Source organism: Labrenzia sp. PO1 (assembly GCF_012273635.1).
GTDB classification, from domain to species: domain Bacteria; phylum Pseudomonadota; class Alphaproteobacteria; order Rhizobiales; family Stappiaceae; genus Roseibium; species Roseibium algicola.
In genome coordinates this window covers 1-17513 of the sequence record NZ_JAAXCR010000010.1, presented here as the reverse complement: position 1 = coordinate 17513, position 17513 = coordinate 1, and the positions used below count along the sequence as shown (strand labels likewise).

The window sequence follows — 17513 nt, the reverse complement described above, 5'->3', positions numbered from 1 at the left end:
GCCGGTTTCAGCCAGCGTCATGGTGATTGCTGCGGTCAGCGTCGTCTTGCCGTGGTCAACGTGGCCAATCGTGCCAATGTTAACGTGCGGCTTGTTGCGCTCAAATTTTTCTTTCGCCATCGGATTACTCCGTTTCTCTAGTTCTTCTTGACGTTAAGAGGATGGGCTCAGGCGTATTTCGCCTGAACCTCTTCGGCGACAGCCTGCGGCACCTGCTCGTAGTGATCGAACACCATCGAGTACTGTGCGCGGCCCTGAGACATGGAACGCAGGTTGTTCACGTAACCAAACATGTTGGCCAGCGGCACCATTGCGGTGATGACAGTAACGACGCCCCGGTTCTCCGTACCCGCGATCTGGCCGCGGCGGGAGTTCAGGTCACCAATCACGTCACCCATGTAGTCTTCCGGTGTGACAACCTCGACCTTCATGATCGGCTCGAGCAGTTTCGGGCCGGCCTTGGCAATACCTTCGCGGAAACCGGCACGGCCGGCGATTTCGAAGGCGAGAACCGAGGAGTCAACGTCGTGGTAGGCACCATCGATCAGGGTTGCCTTGATATCGAGCATCGGGAAGCCTGCCAGCGGACCGGAAGACATGACGCTTTCGATACCTTTGGTAACGCCCGGGATGTATTCCTTCGGAATGGACCCGCCGACGATCTTGCTTTCGAAGACGTAGCCTTCGTTCGGCTCGGCCGGCTCGATGACCAGTTTGACGCGAGCGAACTGACCGGAACCACCAGACTGCTTCTTGTGGGTGTAATCCACTTCAGAAACCTTGGTGATGGTTTCGCGGTAAGCCACCTGCGGCGCACCGATGTTGGCTTCGACCTTGAATTCGCGCTTCATGCGGTCGACGATGATGTCCAGGTGCAGCTCGCCCATGCCGGCGATGATGGTCTGACCGGATTCTTCGTCGGTTTTGACGCGGAAGGACGGATCTTCAGCAGCCAGGCGGTTGAGCGCGAGGCCCATCTTTTCCTGGTCGCCCTTGGTCTTCGGCTCGACAGCGATCTCGATGACCGGCTCCGGAAATTCCATGCGCTCCAAGATCACCGGCTTCAGCGGATCACACAGGGTGTCGCCAGTCGTGGTGTCCTTCAGGCCCGCGATAGCAACGATATCGCCTGCATAGGCTACATCGATGTCTTCGCGGGAGTTGGAGTGCATCTGCATCATCCGGCCGACGCGCTCACGCTTGTCTTTCACGGTGTTCAGCAGGGACACGCCCTTGTTCAGAACGCCGGAATAGATGCGGCAGAACGTCAGGGAACCAACAAACGGGTCGTTGGCGATCTTGAACGCCAGCAGGCCGAGCGGCTCTTCGTCGGAAGACTTGCGAATGATTTCGCTTTCGGTCTTCGGGTCGATACCCTTGATGTCCGGAACTTCAACCGGGCTCGGCAGGTAGTCGACAACTGCGTCGAGAAGCGGCTGAACGCCTTTGTTCTTGAACGCGGAACCGCAGAAGACCGGAACGAATTCGGTGCTGATCGTACCCTTGCGGATAAGCTTCTTGAGCGTCTCGATGGAGGGCTCTTCGCCTTCCAGATAAGCTTCCATGACAGCTTCGTCGACTTCGACAACAGTCTCGATCAGAGCGTCGCGAGCTTCCTGAGCGCGATCTACGAGATCGGCCGGGATGTCGACAACGTCCCAGGCAGCGCCAAGGTTTTCGGACTGCCAGATCAGAGCCTTCATTTCCAGAAGGTCGATACAGCCAGCGAATTCGCTTTCAGCGCCAACCGGAAGCTGCATGACCAGCGGAGTTGCGCCGAGGCGTTCCTTGATCATCTTGACGCAGCGATCGAAATCGGCGCCCAGCTTGTCCATCTTGTTGACGAAGATCATCCGCGGGACATGATACTTGTCGGCCTGACGCCAAACAGTTTCAGTCTGCGGCTCAACGCCAGCGTTTGCATCCAGAAGGGCGACGGCACCGTCGAGCACGCGCAGGGAACGTTCAACTTCAATGGTGAAGTCAACGTGGCCCGGGGTGTCGATGATGTTCAGGCGCTTTTCTTTCCAGAAAGCGGTGGTTGCAGCAGAGGTGATCGTGATGCCACGCTCCTGCTCCTGCTCCATCCAGTCCATGGTGGCTGCGCCGTCATGAACTTCGCCGATCTTGTGGCTCTTACCAGTGTAGAAGAGGATCCGCTCAGTCGTAGTGGTCTTTCCAGCATCGATGTGAGCCATGATGCCGAAGTTGCGGTAGTCCTCGATTTTATGCGTGCGCGCCATTGCGTCAGCCCTTCGAAGTCACAAATTACCAGCGATAGTGCGAGAATGCGCGGTTGGCGTCTGCCATCCGGTGCGTGTCTTCGCGCTTCTTGACTGCGGTACCACGGTTGTTTGCTGCATCGAGCAGCTCGCCGGAAAGACGGTCAACCATCGTGGTTTCGTTACGATTGCGAGCCGCAGTGATCAGCCAGCGAATTGCCAGCGCCTGACGGCGGTCGGTACGAACCTCGACCGGGACCTGGTAGGTCGCACCACCAACACGGCGGGAGCGAACTTCCACTTGCGGCATGACGTTTTCAAGAGCAGCGTGGAACACTTCGATCGGGTTCTCGCGGGTCTTGTTTTCGACGACGTCGAAAGCACCGTAAACGATGCGCTCGGCAGTCGACTTCTTACCGTCGTACATGATGGAGTTCATGAACTTCGTTACGACGATATCCCCGAACTTCGGATCCGGGTTAATTTCGCGTTTTTCAGCGCGGTGACGACGGGACATCTGATGTGCTCCTTACTTCGGCCGCTTCGCGCCGTACTTCGAACGGCGCTGCTTACGATCCTTGACGCCCTGGGTATCGAGCACACCACGGATGATGTGGTAGCGCACACCCGGCAAGTCCTTTACGCGACCGCCGCGGATCATAACCACCGAGTGTTCCTGAAGGTTGTGACCTTCACCCGGGATGTAGCCAATGACTTCGAAGCCGTTGGTCAGGCGGATTTTGGCCACCTTACGCAGAGCCGAGTTCGGCTTCTTCGGCGTCGTCGTGTAAACGCGGGTGCAAACACCACGCTTCTGGGGGCAGGCCTCCATGGCCGGCACCTTGTTCCGCTTCGGCGGATCTTTCCGCGGCTTGCGGATCAACTGGTTGATGGTCGGCATTCTTTGCCCTTTACCTTGTCCATCCAAAAATTCGTATGCAACTGCAGTCCCCCGCTGACCTTGACCCCTCCTCGGCCTGAGCCGTGAAGACATGCAAAATCGCGCCCGCGCGCTCAATGAAGAGCGGCCGGCGCTGCGAAAAACCAGAGGACCACGAGTTACCCCGCGGTCATGCAATCGACGCGTATTCGCCTATATAACCCGGCAGCGTTTAAGAGGACTGGGTCCTGCGCCTTGGTGGCGCTGGACGGGTTCGCACTTACCGCCTGCCCTTGGGATGCGCGGAAACTACTCATATGCACCCATTGCGTCAAGTGCTTTGTCGAAAAAACAGCGTTTGTGCGGGTTACAGATCCGCCATCTGAATTTCCGACATGATTTCCGCTACTTACCAGCGCTAAACGATAGTTTTCAGCACCTTTTCGGTAATTTTATTGCGCTGGCGGATTCCGCATTCCGGCGGAATTCTGAATCAACTCTAACCAGAATGACTCAAATCAGGTCAGAACGGTGGTGTTTGCCAGGTCATCGGGCAACGCAGGCCCTTGATTCATGGGACCGATTCCAGACGGACCCGCCATAAACGCATTCCGGATTCGCCGGCCATAGTCCCTCACCCGCCGATATGCGCCTGATGCACGGCAGGTATTTGCGAGCGAGTGTTCTTCCAGCCTCCTCAGGCCGTGAAAGTCACGATTGCAACGTTTCCGGCAAGCGCATCCTGGTAGGCACCTTCGTAAACCGGATCATCCGGTTCGCCATCCATCACGCCGATCTGGTCGAGCTCGGCTTCCGCAAACCCCTGAGCAGAGAGCGATTCAAGCGTCTTGCGAACCGCGTCGTCGTCATCCGGCGCTGTCAGCAGCGCGTGAATGGTGATGGCGTCATCCGGCGAAGCGTCTTCGTTTTCCCAGACCCTGCCAATGACGATGTAGACCACCGGGTCCAGTTCAAGTTCATTGTCGTTCATATCATCAGGCCTCTTTTGCCTCATTATACAAGAAAGGCCGCCCGAGGGCGGCCTTTCGACAGTTCGACGGGAAACCGATTACTCGGCTGCACCGGTCATATCTTCCAGAAGGCCTTCCGCTGCACTGTCCGAAGACTGCTGACGTTGAGCTTCCTGGATCAGGTCGTCGCGATGCGTCGCGATCTGACGGATCCGCTTCATCACCCCACCGGTACCGGCCGGGATCAGACGGCCGACGATGACGTTCTCCTTGAGGCCGACCAACGGGTCGGTCTTGCCGTTGACAGCCGCATCGGTAAGGACGCGGGTCGTCTCCTGGAAGGAGGCGGCGGAGAAGAACGAGCGCGTCTGCAGCGATGCCTTGGTGATGCCGAGCAGAACCGGCACCCCCTTGGCAGGATCGCGTGCATTGTCGATCGCCCGGCGGTTGGCTTCCTCGAAGTCGATCTTGTCGATCTGTTCGCCGGAGAAGAACTCCGTATCGCCCGGATCGGTGATCTCAACCTTCTGCAGCATCTGGCGGACAATCACTTCAATGTGCTTGTCGTTGATGGTCACGCCCTGCAGGCGGTAGACTTCCTGGATCTCGTTGACGAGGTAAGCCGCAAGGGCCTCTACGCCTTTAACTGCCAGGATGTCGTGCGGAGCCGGGTTGCCGTCGAGGATGTACTCACCCTTTTCAATGGCATCGCCTTCCTGAAGATGGAAGTGCTTGCCTTTCGGGATGAGGTATTCGACGGGCTCGACACCTTCTTCCGCCGGCTCGATGATGACGCGACGCTTGTTCTTGTAATCGCGACCGAAGCGGATCGTACCATCGATTTCCGCGATGATCGCATGATCCTTCGGACGGCGAGCCTCGAACAGTTCCGCAACACGCGGCAGACCACCGGTGATGTCCTTGGTCTTGGCGCTTTCCAGCGGAATACGGGCCAGAACGTCACCAGCCTTCACCGAAGCTCCCGGCTGAACGGACAGAACCGCGTCAACGGAAAGCATCAGACGGGCATCGGAGCCACGATCGGTCTTGGAAATGCTGCCTTTTTCGTCCTTGACGACGATAGCCGGCTTGAGATCCTGACCACGCTGCGAAGAACGCCAGTCAATGACGACACGCTTGGTGATGCCGGTCGCTTCGTCGGCCGTTTCCTGAACGGACGCACCATCGACCAGATCCTCGAAGTCCACGATACCATCGACTTCAGCAAGCATCGGACGGGTATACGGATCCCATTCGGCAATCCGCTGACCGCGCTTGACCGCATCGCCTTCATCGACATGCAGCTTGGAACCGTAGGCCACACGATGCACGGCACGCTCGTTGCCGTCGCTGTCGATGACAACGATGGACATGTTGCGAACCATGGCAATCAGGTTGCCGTCGCTGTCGCGATTGACCGAACGGTTCCGGATCTTGATCGTGCCGTCGACGTTGGACTCGATGAACGAGCTGTCGACAACCTGTGCGGTACCACCAATGTGGAAGGTACGCATGGTCAGCTGCGTGCCAGGCTCACCGATCGACTGTGCGGCGATGACGCCGACAGCTTCACCCATGTTCACGGGCGTACCGCGAGCAAGGTCACGACCATAACAGGTCGCGCAGACGCCAGTTTCGGTTTCACAGGTAAGAACCGAGCGGATCTTGATCTGCTGAACCTTGGCAGCCTCGATGGCATCAACATCCTTCTCGTCGATCAGCGTGCCCTTGGGGACAAGCAGTTCGCCGGTCTGGTTGTTGTAGACATCTTCCGCAGTCGTACGGCCCAGAACGCGCATGCCGAGCGAAGCGATGACGTTACCGGCATCGACGATCGGAGCAACGGTGATGCCGCGCGTGGATCCGCAATCCGGTTCCAGGATGATGGAATCCTGGGCGACGTCCACCAGACGGCGGGTCAGGTAACCGGAGTTTGCGGTCTTCAGAGCGGTATCGGCCAGACCCTTACGGGCACCGTGGGTGGAGTTGAAGTACTCCAGAACCGACAGGCCTTCCTTGAAGTTCGAGATGATCGGGTTCTCGATGATGGAACCGTCCGGCTTGGCCATCAGGCCGCGCATGCCGGCCAGCTGCTTCATCTGCTGGGGCGAACCACGAGCACCGGAGTGCGACATCATGTAGACCGAGTTCATCGGCTTCTGACGACCGGTTTCCTCATCGATCTGGACCGCCTTGATGCGGGCCATCATCTCGTCAGCAATCTTGTCGGTACATTTCGCCCAGGCGTCGACAACCTTGTTGTACTTTTCGCCCTGGGTGATCAGACCGTCGTTGTACTGCTGCTCGTATTCGGTCGCGAGCGACGAGGTTTCGGCCACCAGCTTGTGCTTGGTGTCCGGAATGACCATGTCGTCCATGCCGAAGGAGATGCCGGCGTTACAGGCGTTCTTGAAGCCAAGCTGCATGATCCGATCACAGAAGATAACCGTCTCCTTCTGACCGCAGGCACGGTAAACCGTGTCGATCATCTTGGAGATGTCCTTCTTGGTCATCAGCTTGTTGCAGACCTCGAACGGCACTTCGTGGTGCTTCGGCAGAAGCTCCGCGATGAGCATGCGGCCCGGAGTGGTCTCGATGATTTCGGAAGTCGGATTGCCTTCCGCATCGATGGACCGATACCGGCCCTTCACCTTGGTGTGCAGCGTGATGACCTTGTTGGCCAGCGCATGGTGGATCTCACCAGTGTTGCCGAAGACCATGCCTTCGCCCGGCTCACCTTCTGCCATGATGGACAGATAGTAGAGACCCAGAACGATATCCTGCGAAGGAACGATGATCGGGCCACCGTTTGCCGGATGCAGAATGTTGTTGGTCGACATCATCAGCGTACGCGCTTCGAGCTGGGCTTCCAGCGAAAGCGGAACGTGAACAGCCATCTGGTCACCGTCGAAGTCGGCGTTGAAGGCCGAGCAGACGAGCGGATGCAGCTGGATGGCCTTGCCTTCGATCAGGGTCGGTTCGAAGGCCTGGATACCAAGACGGTGCAGCGTCGGCGCGCGGTTCAGGAGAACCGGGTGCTCACGGATGACTTCGTCGAGGATGTCCCAGACTTCCGGACGTTCCTTTTCAACCAGCTTCTTGGCCTGCTTGACGGTCGAGGAGAAACCCTTGGCGTCGAGGCGCGAATAGATGAACGGCTTGAACAGCTCAAGCGCCATCTTCTTCGGCAAACCGCACTGGTGCAGCTTCAATTCCGGACCCACGGTGATAACCGAACGGCCGGAATAGTCGACGCGCTTGCCGAGCAGGTTCTGACGGAACCGGCCCTGCTTGCCCTTCAGCATGTCGGACAGCGACTTCAGCGGACGCTTGTTGGCGCCGGTGATGACGCGGCCGCGGCGGCCGTTGTCGAACAGGGCGTCAACGGACTCCTGAAGCATGCGCTTTTCGTTCCGGATGATGATATCCGGAGCACGCAGCTCCATCAGGCGACGCAGACGGTTGTTACGGTTGATCACGCGGCGGTAGAGATCGTTCAGATCGGACGTCGCGAAACGGCCACCGTCAAGCGGTACCAGCGGGCGCAGATCCGGCGGGATAACCGGAACCACGGTCATGATCATCCACTCCGGGCGGTTACCCGATTCCATGAATGCTTCGATAACCTTCAGGCGCTTGGCAAGCTTCTTCGGCTTCAGTTCGGTGGTCGCCTCGGCGATCTCCTGACGCAGCTTCTCGCTCTCGCGTTCCAGATCCATGCTCATCAGGATCTCGCGGATCGCCTCGGCACCGATCATGGCGGTGAAGGCATCTTCGCCATACTCGTCCTGAGCGGCGATGAAGTCTTCTTCCGACAGAAGCTGGTGCTGCTTGAGCGGGGTCAGGCCCGGCTCGAGAACAACGTAGTTCTCGAAATACAGAACGCGTTCCAGATCCTTCAGCGTCATGTCGAGCAGAAGGCCGATACGGCTCGGCAGGGACTTCAAGAACCAGATGTGCGCAACAGGCGCAGCCAGTTCGATGTGGCCCATGCGCTCACGGCGAACCCGCGATAGGGTGACTTCAACGCCACACTTTTCGCAGATAACGCCCTTGTATTTCATGCGCTTGTATTTGCCGCAAAGACATTCGTAGTCCTTGATCGGGCCAAAGATGCGCGCGCAGAACAGACCGTCGCGCTCAGGCTTGAACGTACGGTAGTTGATGGTCTCCGGCTTTTTGATTTCGCCGAAAGACCAGGACAAGATCTTTTCCGGGCTCGCAAGCGAAATCCGGATATTGTCGAAGGTCTGTGCGGGAGCCTGCTGATTGAACAGGTTCATGACCTCATGATTCATGATCCATCTCCTTCGATGCGCGGTGGGGGAGCGAGCTCTTGCGCCCCTCCCCGCAACCGGCATTCCAAGTCATTTGTGGTCCGTAGGCGGGGTTATTCTGCGGCGTCCGCAGTTTCTTCCTCGCCGATCACGGGGACATCGGTTCGTTGCAGTTCAACGTTGAGACCCAGGGACCGCATTTCCTTCACAAGCACGTTGAAGCTTTCCGGAATGCCTGCCTCGAAGGTGTCGTCGCCACGAACGATGGCCTCATAGACCTTCGTACGGCCGGCAACGTCATCCGATTTGACGGTGAGCATTTCCTGCAGCGTGTAGGCTGCACCGTAAGCTTCAAGCGCCCAGACCTCCATTTCCCCGAAGCGCTGGCCACCGAACTGTGCCTTACCACCGAGCGGCTGCTGGGTGACGAGCGAGTACGGGCCAATAGAACGGGCATGGATCTTGTCGTCGACAAGGTGGTGGAGCTTCAGCATGTAGATGTAGCCCACGGTTACCTTGCGGTCGAACTCTTCACCGGTCCGGCCATCGTACAGAACGGACTGGCCGCTCGGGTCGTAGCCGGCAATGTTGAGCGCCTCGACGACATCGGGTTCACGAGCACCGTCGAAGACCGGCGTCGCGATGCTGACGCCCTTCTTCAGCTGCTCCGCCAGGCGTACGATACCTTCGTCATCGTATTCCTTGACGTTGTCGCCCTTCATGTTGTCGCCGTAGATCTCGACAATCTTGCCGCGCAATTCTCCGATCTCGCCTGACTTCCTGTACTCGTCGTACATTTCGCCGATCCGGTTACCCATGCCGCGGCAGGCCCAACCCAGGTGGGTTTCAAGGATCTGACCGACGTTCATGCGCGACGGAACGCCGAGCGGGTTCAGCACGATATCGACATGCGTGCCGTCTTCAAGGAACGGCATGTCTTCGCACGGGTTGATCTTGGAGACCACGCCCTTGTTGCCGTGACGGCCGGCCATCTTGTCGCCCGGCTGAAGCTTGCGCTTCACGGCAACGAAGACCTTGACCATCTTCATGACGCCCGGCGGCAGTTCGTCACCGCGCTGCAGTTTCTCGACCTTGTCGATGAAACGCTGCTCGAGACGCTTGCGGCTGTCGTCATACTGACCACGCAGAGCTTCGATTTCGGACATGAACTTCTCGTCGTCGGTGGCAAACTGCCACCACTGCGAGCGCGGGAAGTCGTTGAGAACGTCCCCGGTCAGTACGGTGTCCTTCTTGGAGCCCTTAGGGCCGGCAATGGCGGTCTTGTCCATCAGCATCTCGGCCAGACGGCCATAGACGTTGCGGTCGAGGATCGCCTGTTCGTCGTCGCGGTCCTTTGCGAGACGCTCGATTTCCTCACGCTCGATCGCCATCGCGCGCTCGTCTTTTTCAACGCCGTGGCGGTTGAAGACGCGCACTTCGACAACGGTACCGGAAACCCCCGGCGGCAGGCGCAGGGAAGTATCGCGAACGTCGGATGCCTTTTCACCGAAGATGGCGCGCAGAAGCTTTTCTTCCGGCGTCATCGGGCTTTCGCCCTTCGGAGTGATCTTGCCGACCAGGATATCGCCCGGGTTCAGCTCGGCACCGATGTAGACGATACCGGCTTCGTCGAGGTTCTTCAGCGCTTCTTCCGAAACGTTCGGAATGTCGCGGGTGATTTCTTCCGGCCCAAGCTTGGTGTCACGCGCCATCACTTCGAATTCCTCGAGGTGGATGGAGGTGAACACGTCATCGGAGACGATGCGTTCGGACAGGAGGATGGAATCCTCGAAGTTGTAGCCGTTCCAGGGCATGAACGCGACGAGCACGTTCCGGCCGAGCGCAAGATCACCGAGATCGGTCGACGGACCGTCGGCAATGATGTCGCCCTTGTGGATCCGGTCACCGACACGCACCAGCGGACGCTGGTTGATGCAGGTGTTCTGGTTGGACCGCTGGAACTTCTGCAGCCGGTAGATATCGACGCCGGACTTGCCCGGATCGAGGTCTTCGGTCGCACGGATAACGATACGGGTCGCATCCACCTGGTCGACAACGCCAGCGCGGCGGGCACCGATGGCAGCACCGGAATCGCGTGCCACGATCGGCTCCATGCCTGTACCGACGAACGGTGCTTCGGCACGAACCAGCGGAACGGCCTGACGCTGCATGTTCGAGCCCATCAGTGCGCGGTTTGCGTCATCGTTCTCAAGGAACGGAATGAGCGCGGCCGCGACGGACACGAGCTGTTTCGGCGAAACGTCCATGAGGTCAACCTTGTCGGACGGAACCATCATGTTTTCACCGGCGTGACGGCAGGTGATCAGCTCTTCGGTGAACCGGCCCTCGTCGTCGTAGACGGCGTTGGACTGGGCCACGTAGTGCTTGGCTTCTTCCATGGCGGAAAGATAAACGACTTCGTTGGTAACGGCGCCGTCTTTCACTTTCCGGTACGGGCTTTCGATGAAGCCGTACTTGTTCACACGGGCAAAGGTTGCCAGCGAGTTGATCAGACCGATGTTCGGGCCTTCCGGCGTTTCAATCGGGCAGATACGGCCGTAGTGCGTCGGGTGAACGTCGCGGACTTCGAAGCCTGCGCGTTCGCGGGTCAGACCGCCCGGGCCAAGTGCCGACAGGCGGCGCTTGTGGGTGACTTCCGACAGCGGGTTGGTCTGGTCCATGAACTGCGACAGCTGCGAGGAGCCGAAGAATTCACGAACGGCAGCAGCAGCCGGCTTCGCGTTGATCAGGTCCTGAGGCATGACCGTGTCGATTTCGACAGAGCTCATGCGTTCCTTGATCGCACGTTCCATGCGCAGCAGACCGACGCGGTACTGATTTTCCATCAGCTCGCCGACAGAACGAACACGGCGGTTGCCGAGGTTGTCGATGTCGTCGATTTCGCCCTTGCCATCGCGCAGTTCAAGAAGAACCCGGATGACTTCCAGGATGTCGTCCTTGCGCAGCGTGCGAACGGTGTCGGCACACTCCACGTCGAGACGCATGTTCATCTTCACGCGGCCAACGGCGGACAGGTCATAGCGCTCTTCGTCGAAGAACAGCGACTGGAACATCGCCTCGGCAGTGTCGATGGTGGGCGGCTCGCCCGGACGCATCACGCGGTAGATGTCAAACAGAGCATCTTCACGAGACTCGTTCTTGTCGACCGACAGGGTGTTGCGGATGTACGGACCGGTGTTGACATGATCGATGTCGAGCATCGGCAGCTCGTGGTAACCACGATCGACCAGTTCTTCCAGCAGCTTGCCGGAAATCTCGTCGCCTGCTTCAGCGTAGATTTCACCGCTCTTCATGTCGACGATGTCTTCAGCCAGGTACTGGCCATGAAGGTCTTCGTCGGTCACTTTCAAGGCGGTGACGCCTTTTTCCTCAAGCTGCTTGATGGTGCGCTGAGTGATCTTGCGGCCACCCTCGATCACCACTTCGCCGCTGTCGGCGTCGATCAGGTCGTAGGACGCCTTGGTGCCCTTCAGACGATTGCCGTCAAACGGCATGCGCCAGGAGCCGTCCTTCTGACGGGTGTAATCGATACGCTTGTAGAACGTGTTGAGGATTTCCTCACCATCGAGGCCAAGCGCCATCAGCAGGGACGTAACCGGGATCTTGCGGCGACGGTCGATGCGCGCATGCACGATGTCCTTGGCGTCGAATTCGATATCGAGCCAGGAACCGCGATACGGGATCACGCGTGCTGCGAACAGCAACTTGCCGGAAGAATGGGTCTTGCCCTTGTCATGGTCGAAGAACACACCCGGAGAACGGTGCATCTGGGAAACGATGACGCGCTCGGTGCCGTTGACGATGAAAGTGCCGTTGTCGGTCATGAACGGCATGTCGCCCATGTAGACATCTTGTTCCTTGATGTCTTTCACGGACTTCGCGCCGGTGTCTTCATCGACATCGAACACGATCAGGCGCAGGGTAACCTTCAGCGGAGCCGCAAAGGTCATGTCGCGCTGGCGGCACTCATCGACGTCGTATTTGGGAGCTTCAAATTCGAAGGAAACAAATTCCAGAAGGGAAGTGCCCGCAAAATCGGAGATCGGAAATACGGACTGGAAGACCGCTTCAAGGCCTTCATTCTTGCGGCCACCGCCCGGCATCTCGTCGACCTGCAGAAACTGGTCGTAGGATGCTTTTTGAACCTCGATGAGATTAGGCATAGCCGCGACATCGCGGATCGATCCGAAATATTTACGGACCTTTTTGCGACCGTTGAACGTTTGGGTCATTGTCGCTCCTCGTATCGGCCGGGTAACGGCTTCCCGAAACGCCCCTTTTCCAATCGGGCGAGCGCCCGGGCGCTTCGGAAAACCGTCCCCCCTGGATCAACCTGCTTCAGGTGCCCTCACCTGAAACCAGACAAGTTGACCGGTCTTAGGGGCCTAGAACATCTTCATCTGCCGTCTTGCGAAAGCAGGATGCCCTAGTGGTACGTTTGCCCCGGAAACGGGAAAATCCCGCCGGGGCTAGGTACGGTCCCGGTTGCCCGGGACCGTTCAAAAGGCCGGTAGGCCTTTATTATTTCAGCTCGACAGATGCGCCAGCTTCTTCGAGCTTCTTCTTCAGCTCTTCTGCTTCGTCTTTGCCAACGCCTTCCTTGACCGGCTTCGGAGCGCCTTCGACGAGCTCCTTAGCTTCTTTCAGGCCAAGACCGGTGATTGCGCGGACTTCCTTGATGACGTTGATTTTCTTGTCGCCGGCAGAAGCCAGGATAACGTCAAATTCGGTCTTTTCTTCAGCAGCAGCTGCATCGCCACCACCAGCAGCAACAGCAGCAACTGCGACCGGAGCAGCAGCAGAAACGCCCCACTTTTCTTCCAGAAGCTTGCTGAGTTCAGCAGCTTCCATAACGGTCAGTGCGGACAGTTCTTCAACGAGCTTTTCAAGATCAGCCATTTTTCAGTACCTTAAGTTCGAACCAGTTTTGGTTACGTGAGACAGTGTGTTTTGGACGCCTTATGCGGCCTCGTCCTTCTTGGCGTAAGCGCCGAAGACGCGGGCAAGCTGCCCGGCCGGAGCGTTGACAACCTGTGCAATCCGGGAAGCCGGGGTCTGGATCATGCCAACCAGTTTCGCACGCAGCTCATCGAGCGACGGCATGGTTGCCAGAGACTTGACCCCATCCGGGTTCAGGTTGGTCGAGCCAAGAGCACCACCAAGGATCGCAAACTTTTCGTTTGCCTTGGCGAAATCGACGGCTGCTTTCGGAGCGGCTACCGGATCGTCGGAATGGACGATAACGGTCGGGCCCTGAAACAGGTCGGAGATGTGCTCAAGGTCGGTGCCTTGAAGGGCGAGTTTGACAAGGCGGTTTTTTGCGACTTTTACAGTGCCGCCGGCTTCGCGCACGGATGCCCGCAGTGCGGTCATCTGAGCTACCGAAAGGCCTGCATAGTGCGCGACGACGACAACACCGGTGTTACCCAGCTCGGCGTTGAGGGCCGACACGAACTCGTGCTTTTCCGCTCTTTCCACTTGCCTTCTCCATTTGGCGGCTGTGACGCCGCCGGTTTACCTTGCCGCCTGGCAGATGGTCCCGAACCCGGTACCGCCTGTCCTGGCGACGCTCAGGGTCCTGTCCCCTCACCTTCGCGCCAGAAGCGCTCGGCAAGGTCTGGTTCGAACCAGGTTTTCCACCGGATCGGTGGGAAATTCGGTTCTCACCCATCTATGCAGGCCTTGTTTGGCTTAAGCCGGTTTCCCGGCACCTGCAGTCTCGGACAGGGCAACCCGGCAGCAAGCCGCCGGGTCTATTCGGCCTTTCAGCCGAAATCTCGTATCAATCCGGAAAGACCGGATTACTCGCCAGCAACGGTGGCGAGATCTACCTTTACGCCCGGGCCCATCGTGGAGGACACGGCGATGCGCTTCAGGTAGGTGCCTTTTGCGCCAGTCGGCTTGGCTTTCTGAACGGCGTCCAGGAGAGCCTTGACGTTCTGGGTGATCGCTTCTTCAGAGAAGGACACCTTGCCAACGCCAGCGTGAACGATACCGGCCTTTTCGACGCGGAACTGAACAGCGCCGCCCTTGGCGTCGTTGACGGCGGACTTGACGTCCGGGGTCACGGTACCAACCTTCGGGTTCGGCATCAGGCCGCGCGGGCCGAGAACCTTACCAAGACGACCGACGAGCGGCATCATGTCCGGAGTTGCAATGCAGCGATCGAAGTCGATCTTGCCGCCCTGAACTTCCTGAACCAGCTCTTCTGCACCGACGATGTCGGCGCCAGCAGCCTTGGCTTCTTCAGCCTTGTCGCCGCGAGCAAACACAGCAACGCGAACGGTCTTGCCGGTGCCGTTCGGCAGGATGCACACGCCGCGGACCATCTGGTCTGCGTGACGCGGATCAACGCCGAGATTGATCGCAACTTCGACGGTTTCGTCGAACTTGGTCTTGGAACGGTCCTTCACGAGGCCGATGGCTTCGTTCAGGGAATACAGCTTGTTGCGGTCGATACCTTCACGAGCTGCCTGGATGCGCTTTCCAACCTTCGCCATGATCTTACTCCGTTACCTCGAGGCCCATGGAGCGGGCGGAGCCTTCGACCATCAGCATCGCTGCGTCGATGTCGTTGGCGTTCAGGTCCTTCATCTTGGCTTCGGCGATTTCCTTCACCTGCGCCCTGGTCACAGAACCAACCGTGCCACGGCCCGGGGTCTGGGAGCCCTTCTGCAGCTTGGCAGCTTTCTTCAGGAAGAAGCTGACCGGAGCCGTCTTCACTTCGAACGTGAAAGACTTGTCGGAGTAGTAGGTGATCACGGTCGGGCACGGCGCGCCCTTTTCAGCATCCTGCGTAGCGGCGTTGAAGGCCTTGCAGAATTCCATGATGTTCAGACCACGCTGACCGAGCGCCGGACCAATGGGCGGCGACGGAGTAGCGGAACCTGCCGGTACCTGAAGCTTCAGGAAACCTTCGATTTTTTTCGCCATGTTTCTCTCCAGTCATTAACAGCTGAATGGCTCTTCAGCTGATTGGGAGTTGGTGGTTCGGCCCTGTTGGAACCCGGCGAAGAGTTCCGGAACCTTCCACCCTTTCATCCCGGATGCCGCATCCTTGTGGACACTGCGACCGGGCTCTCAAGCCACCCCTCGGGGCGGCAAACGATCAAAGCTTGTCGACCTGACCGAATTCCAGCTCCACCGGCGTTGCACGGCCGAAGATGGACACGGCCACCTTCAGACGCGCACGCTCGTCGTCCACTTCCTCGACAAGGCCGGAGAAGGACGCGAACGGACCGTCGGAAACACGCACCTGCTCACCAACTTCGAAAGTCACGGACGGCTTCGGCCGGTCCACGCCTTCCTGAACCTGGTTGATGATGCGCATTGCTTCTTTTTCCGGGATCGGCATCGGCTTCTGATCCGCGCCCAGGAACCCGGTTACCTTCGGAGTATCCTTGATGAGGTGGAAAGCCTCGTTGGTCATTTCCATCTTCACCAGGACGTAGCCCGGGAAGAACTTGCGCTCCGCATCGACCTTGCGGCCACGGCGCACTTCAACGACCTTTTCCATCGGAACGAGAATCTCTTCGAACAGGTCTGACAGACCCTTCTGCTCGGCCTTTTCGCGGATGGACTCGGCGACCTTCTTCTCGAAATTGGAGTAGGCGTGCACAATGTACCAGCGCTTGGCCATGGATCTCAGTTCCGTTTCTTGTTCTTTGTCTTCAAACCGGACAGTCGCCCGGGCGGCTGACTGAAATTAGCCGCCGACACCCAGAAGATAGCCGATCCCGAAGCCCATCAACTGATCTGCCACGAGAAAAAAGATCGCCGCGATCACAACCATGATGAAAACCATGACAGTGGTCACTGCTGTTTCTTTGCGCGTCGGCCAAGTTACCTTGGACGTTTCCGCGCGTACTTCCTGGATGAATTTAAAGGGATTGGTCTTCGCCATTCCGATTCCGGTCTGTTAAATACGAGTGGGCGCGCGAAAAACTTCGCGCGCCTCACTCGAGGAAACTCTTTAAGCCCTCGAGGCAGATTAATCAAGAGCAAATTGGCAGGGGCAGCAGGGTTCGAACCCGCGACCTACGGTTTTGGAGACCGTCGCTCTACCAGCTGAGCTATACCCCTTCAGAAGTCCGCCTGGGCGAACTTGCTCCTGATACCCTCTGAAGCCGCACATCGCAAGACTTAAGAGGCGGGACTGCCGGGCACAAGGCCCGGCAGCCCGAAATCATCTTATTCGATGATGGATGCGACGACGCCAGCGCCGACGGTACGGCCACCTTCGCGGATAGCGAAGCGCAGGCCTTCTTCCATGGCGATCGGCACGATCAGCTCAACCTCGACGGAGACGTTGTCGCCCGGCACCACCATTTCCGTGCCTTCCGGCAGGGACACCACACCGGTCACGTCCGTCGTACGGAAGTAGAACTGCGGGCGGTAGTTGGTGAAGAACGGGGTGTGACGACCACCTTCTTCCTTGGTGAGGATGTAAGCCTCGGCCTTGAACTTCGTGTGCGGGGTAACAGTACCCGGCTTGCAAAGAACCTGGCCACGCTCAACGTCTTCACGTGCAATACCGCGGATCAGCGCGCCGATGTTGTCGCCTGCTTCGCCGCTGTCCAGCAGCTTGCGGAACATTTCAACGCCGGTGACAGTGGTCTTCTGCGTGTCCTTGATGCCGACGATTTCGACTTCTTCGCCAACCTTCACGATGCCGCGCTCGACACGACCGGTCACAACCGTACCACGGCCGGAGATCGAGAAGACGTCTTCGATCGGCATCAGGAACGGAAGGTCCTTCGGACGCTCCGGGGTCGGGATGTACGCGTCGACCTGAGCCATCAGCTCACGGATCGCATCGCGGCCGATGGCCGGATCGCGGTTTTCAACGGCTGCCAGCGCAGAACCCTTGACGATCGGAATGTCGTCGCCCGGGAATTCGTAGGAAGACAGCAGTTCGCGGATTTCCATTTCGACGAGCTCGAGGAGCTCTTCGTCGTCGACCTGGTCAACCTTGTTCATGAACACGACCAGAGCCGGAACACCAACCTGGCGAGCCAGGAGGATGTGTTCGCGGGTCTGCGGCATCGGGCCGTCAGCGGCAGAACAGACCAGGATCGCGCCGTCCATCTGCGCTGCACCGGTGATCATGTTCTTGACGTAGTCGGCGTGACCAGGGCAGTCG

General features: G+C 58.5%; 14 protein-coding genes and 1 tRNA gene. All 15 read right to left on the bottom strand.

Translation table 11 applies throughout. From position 1 onward, the window contains the following. Nucleotides 1-120 (bottom strand): GTP-binding protein (locus tag HCG46_RS28310; protein ID WP_286185580.1); only part of this gene is annotated, 120 nt, incomplete at its 3' end. Nucleotides 121-167: 47 nt separating this feature from the next. Continuing rightward, nucleotides 168-2243 (bottom strand): elongation factor G, encoded by a 2076-nt coding sequence (gene fusA, locus HCG46_RS28305; protein WP_055654719.1) that lies wholly within the window; start codon nt 2241-2243, stop codon nt 168-170. A gap of 25 nt (nt 2244-2268) precedes the next feature. Next, nucleotides 2269-2739: a 30S ribosomal protein S7 gene (gene rpsG / locus HCG46_RS28300; RefSeq protein WP_023001588.1), complete on the bottom strand. Its 471-nt coding sequence runs from the start codon at nt 2737-2739 to the stop codon at nt 2269-2271. A gap of 12 nt (nt 2740-2751) precedes the next feature. Next, the gene (rpsL, locus tag HCG46_RS28295; RefSeq protein ID WP_006936459.1) at nt 2752-3123 is read right to left on the bottom strand and encodes a 30S ribosomal protein S12; all 372 of its coding nucleotides are present in this window, start codon (nt 3121-3123) and stop codon (nt 2752-2754) included. Between the two features lie 676 nt (nt 3124-3799). Beyond that, the gene (locus tag HCG46_RS28290) at nt 3800-4093 is read right to left on the bottom strand and encodes a hypothetical protein (protein WP_023001587.1); all 294 of its coding nucleotides are present in this window, start codon (nt 4091-4093) and stop codon (nt 3800-3802) included. A 78-nt stretch (nt 4094-4171) separates the two neighbouring features. After that, nucleotides 4172-8371, bottom strand: coding sequence for a DNA-directed RNA polymerase subunit beta' (rpoC, locus tag HCG46_RS28285; RefSeq protein WP_055654721.1), 4200 nt, complete (start codon nt 8369-8371; stop codon nt 4172-4174). A gap of 92 nt (nt 8372-8463) precedes the next feature. Then, nucleotides 8464-12603 (bottom strand): DNA-directed RNA polymerase subunit beta, encoded by a 4140-nt coding sequence (gene rpoB / locus HCG46_RS28280; protein ID WP_031269576.1) that lies wholly within the window; start codon nt 12601-12603, stop codon nt 8464-8466. Between the two features lie 289 nt (nt 12604-12892). Then, nucleotides 12893-13270, bottom strand: a complete 378-nt coding sequence (gene rplL, locus HCG46_RS28275) for a 50S ribosomal protein L7/L12 (RefSeq protein WP_023001584.1) — start codon at nt 13268-13270, stop codon at nt 12893-12895. 60 nt (nt 13271-13330) lie between these two features. Further along, nucleotides 13331-13849, bottom strand: a complete 519-nt coding sequence (rplJ, locus tag HCG46_RS28270; protein WP_023001583.1) for a 50S ribosomal protein L10 — start codon at nt 13847-13849, stop codon at nt 13331-13333. Nucleotides 13850-14172: 323 nt separating this feature from the next. Further along, nucleotides 14173-14871, bottom strand: a complete 699-nt coding sequence (rplA, locus tag HCG46_RS28265) for a 50S ribosomal protein L1 (RefSeq protein WP_055654723.1) — start codon at nt 14869-14871, stop codon at nt 14173-14175. 4 nt (nt 14872-14875) lie between these two features. Then, nucleotides 14876-15304, bottom strand: a complete 429-nt coding sequence (gene rplK, locus HCG46_RS28260; RefSeq protein WP_168688158.1) for a 50S ribosomal protein L11 — start codon at nt 15302-15304, stop codon at nt 14876-14878. A 175-nt stretch (nt 15305-15479) separates the two neighbouring features. Further along, on the bottom strand, nt 15480-16010 hold the full coding sequence (nusG, locus tag HCG46_RS28255) for a transcription termination/antitermination protein NusG (protein WP_006936469.1): 531 nt from the start codon (nt 16008-16010) through the stop codon (nt 15480-15482). 66 nt (nt 16011-16076) lie between these two features. Then, nucleotides 16077-16274 carry a preprotein translocase subunit SecE gene (secE, locus tag HCG46_RS28250; protein ID WP_006936470.1) on the bottom strand — a complete coding sequence of 66 codons (198 nt, stop codon included), beginning with the start codon at nt 16272-16274 and terminating at the stop codon, nt 16077-16079. Between the two features lie 103 nt (nt 16275-16377). Next, nucleotides 16378-16453, bottom strand: a tRNA-Trp gene (locus tag HCG46_RS28245). Between the two features lie 108 nt (nt 16454-16561). Continuing rightward, the coding region (gene tuf / locus HCG46_RS28240; protein WP_168688157.1) for an elongation factor Tu at nt 16562-17513 on the bottom strand (952 nt) is incomplete at its 5' end.

Bases quoted from the DNA above. Each gene is read 5' to 3' on its own strand.
- secE (WP_006936470.1), bottom strand. From the start codon at position 16,274: ATGGCGAAGACCAATCCCTTTAAATTCATCCAGGAAGTACGCGCGGAA.
- rpoB (WP_031269576.1), bottom strand. From the start codon at position 12,603: ATGACCCAAACGTTCAACGGTCGCAAAAAGGTCCGTAAATATTTCGGA.
- nusG (WP_006936469.1), bottom strand. From the start codon at position 16,010: ATGGCCAAGCGCTGGTACATTGTGCACGCCTACTCCAATTTCGAGAAG.
- fusA (WP_055654719.1), bottom strand. From the start codon at position 2,243: ATGGCGCGCACGCATAAAATCGAGGACTACCGCAACTTCGGCATCATG.
- rplK (WP_168688158.1), bottom strand. From the start codon at position 15,304: ATGGCGAAAAAAATCGAAGGTTTCCTGAAGCTTCAGGTACCGGCAGGT.
- rplA (WP_055654723.1), bottom strand. From the start codon at position 14,871: ATGGCGAAGGTTGGAAAGCGCATCCAGGCAGCTCGTGAAGGTATCGAC.
- rplL (WP_023001584.1), bottom strand. From the start codon at position 13,270: ATGGCTGATCTTGAAAAGCTCGTTGAAGAACTGTCCGCACTGACCGTT.
- HCG46_RS28290 (WP_023001587.1), bottom strand. From the start codon at position 4,093: ATGAACGACAATGAACTTGAACTGGACCCGGTGGTCTACATCGTCATT.
- rpsG (WP_023001588.1), bottom strand. From the start codon at position 2,739: ATGTCCCGTCGTCACCGCGCTGAAAAACGCGAAATTAACCCGGATCCG.
- rpoC (WP_055654721.1), bottom strand. From the start codon at position 8,371: ATGAATCATGAGGTCATGAACCTGTTCAATCAGCAGGCTCCCGCACAG.
- rpsL (WP_006936459.1), bottom strand. From the start codon at position 3,123: ATGCCGACCATCAACCAGTTGATCCGCAAGCCGCGGAAAGATCCGCCG.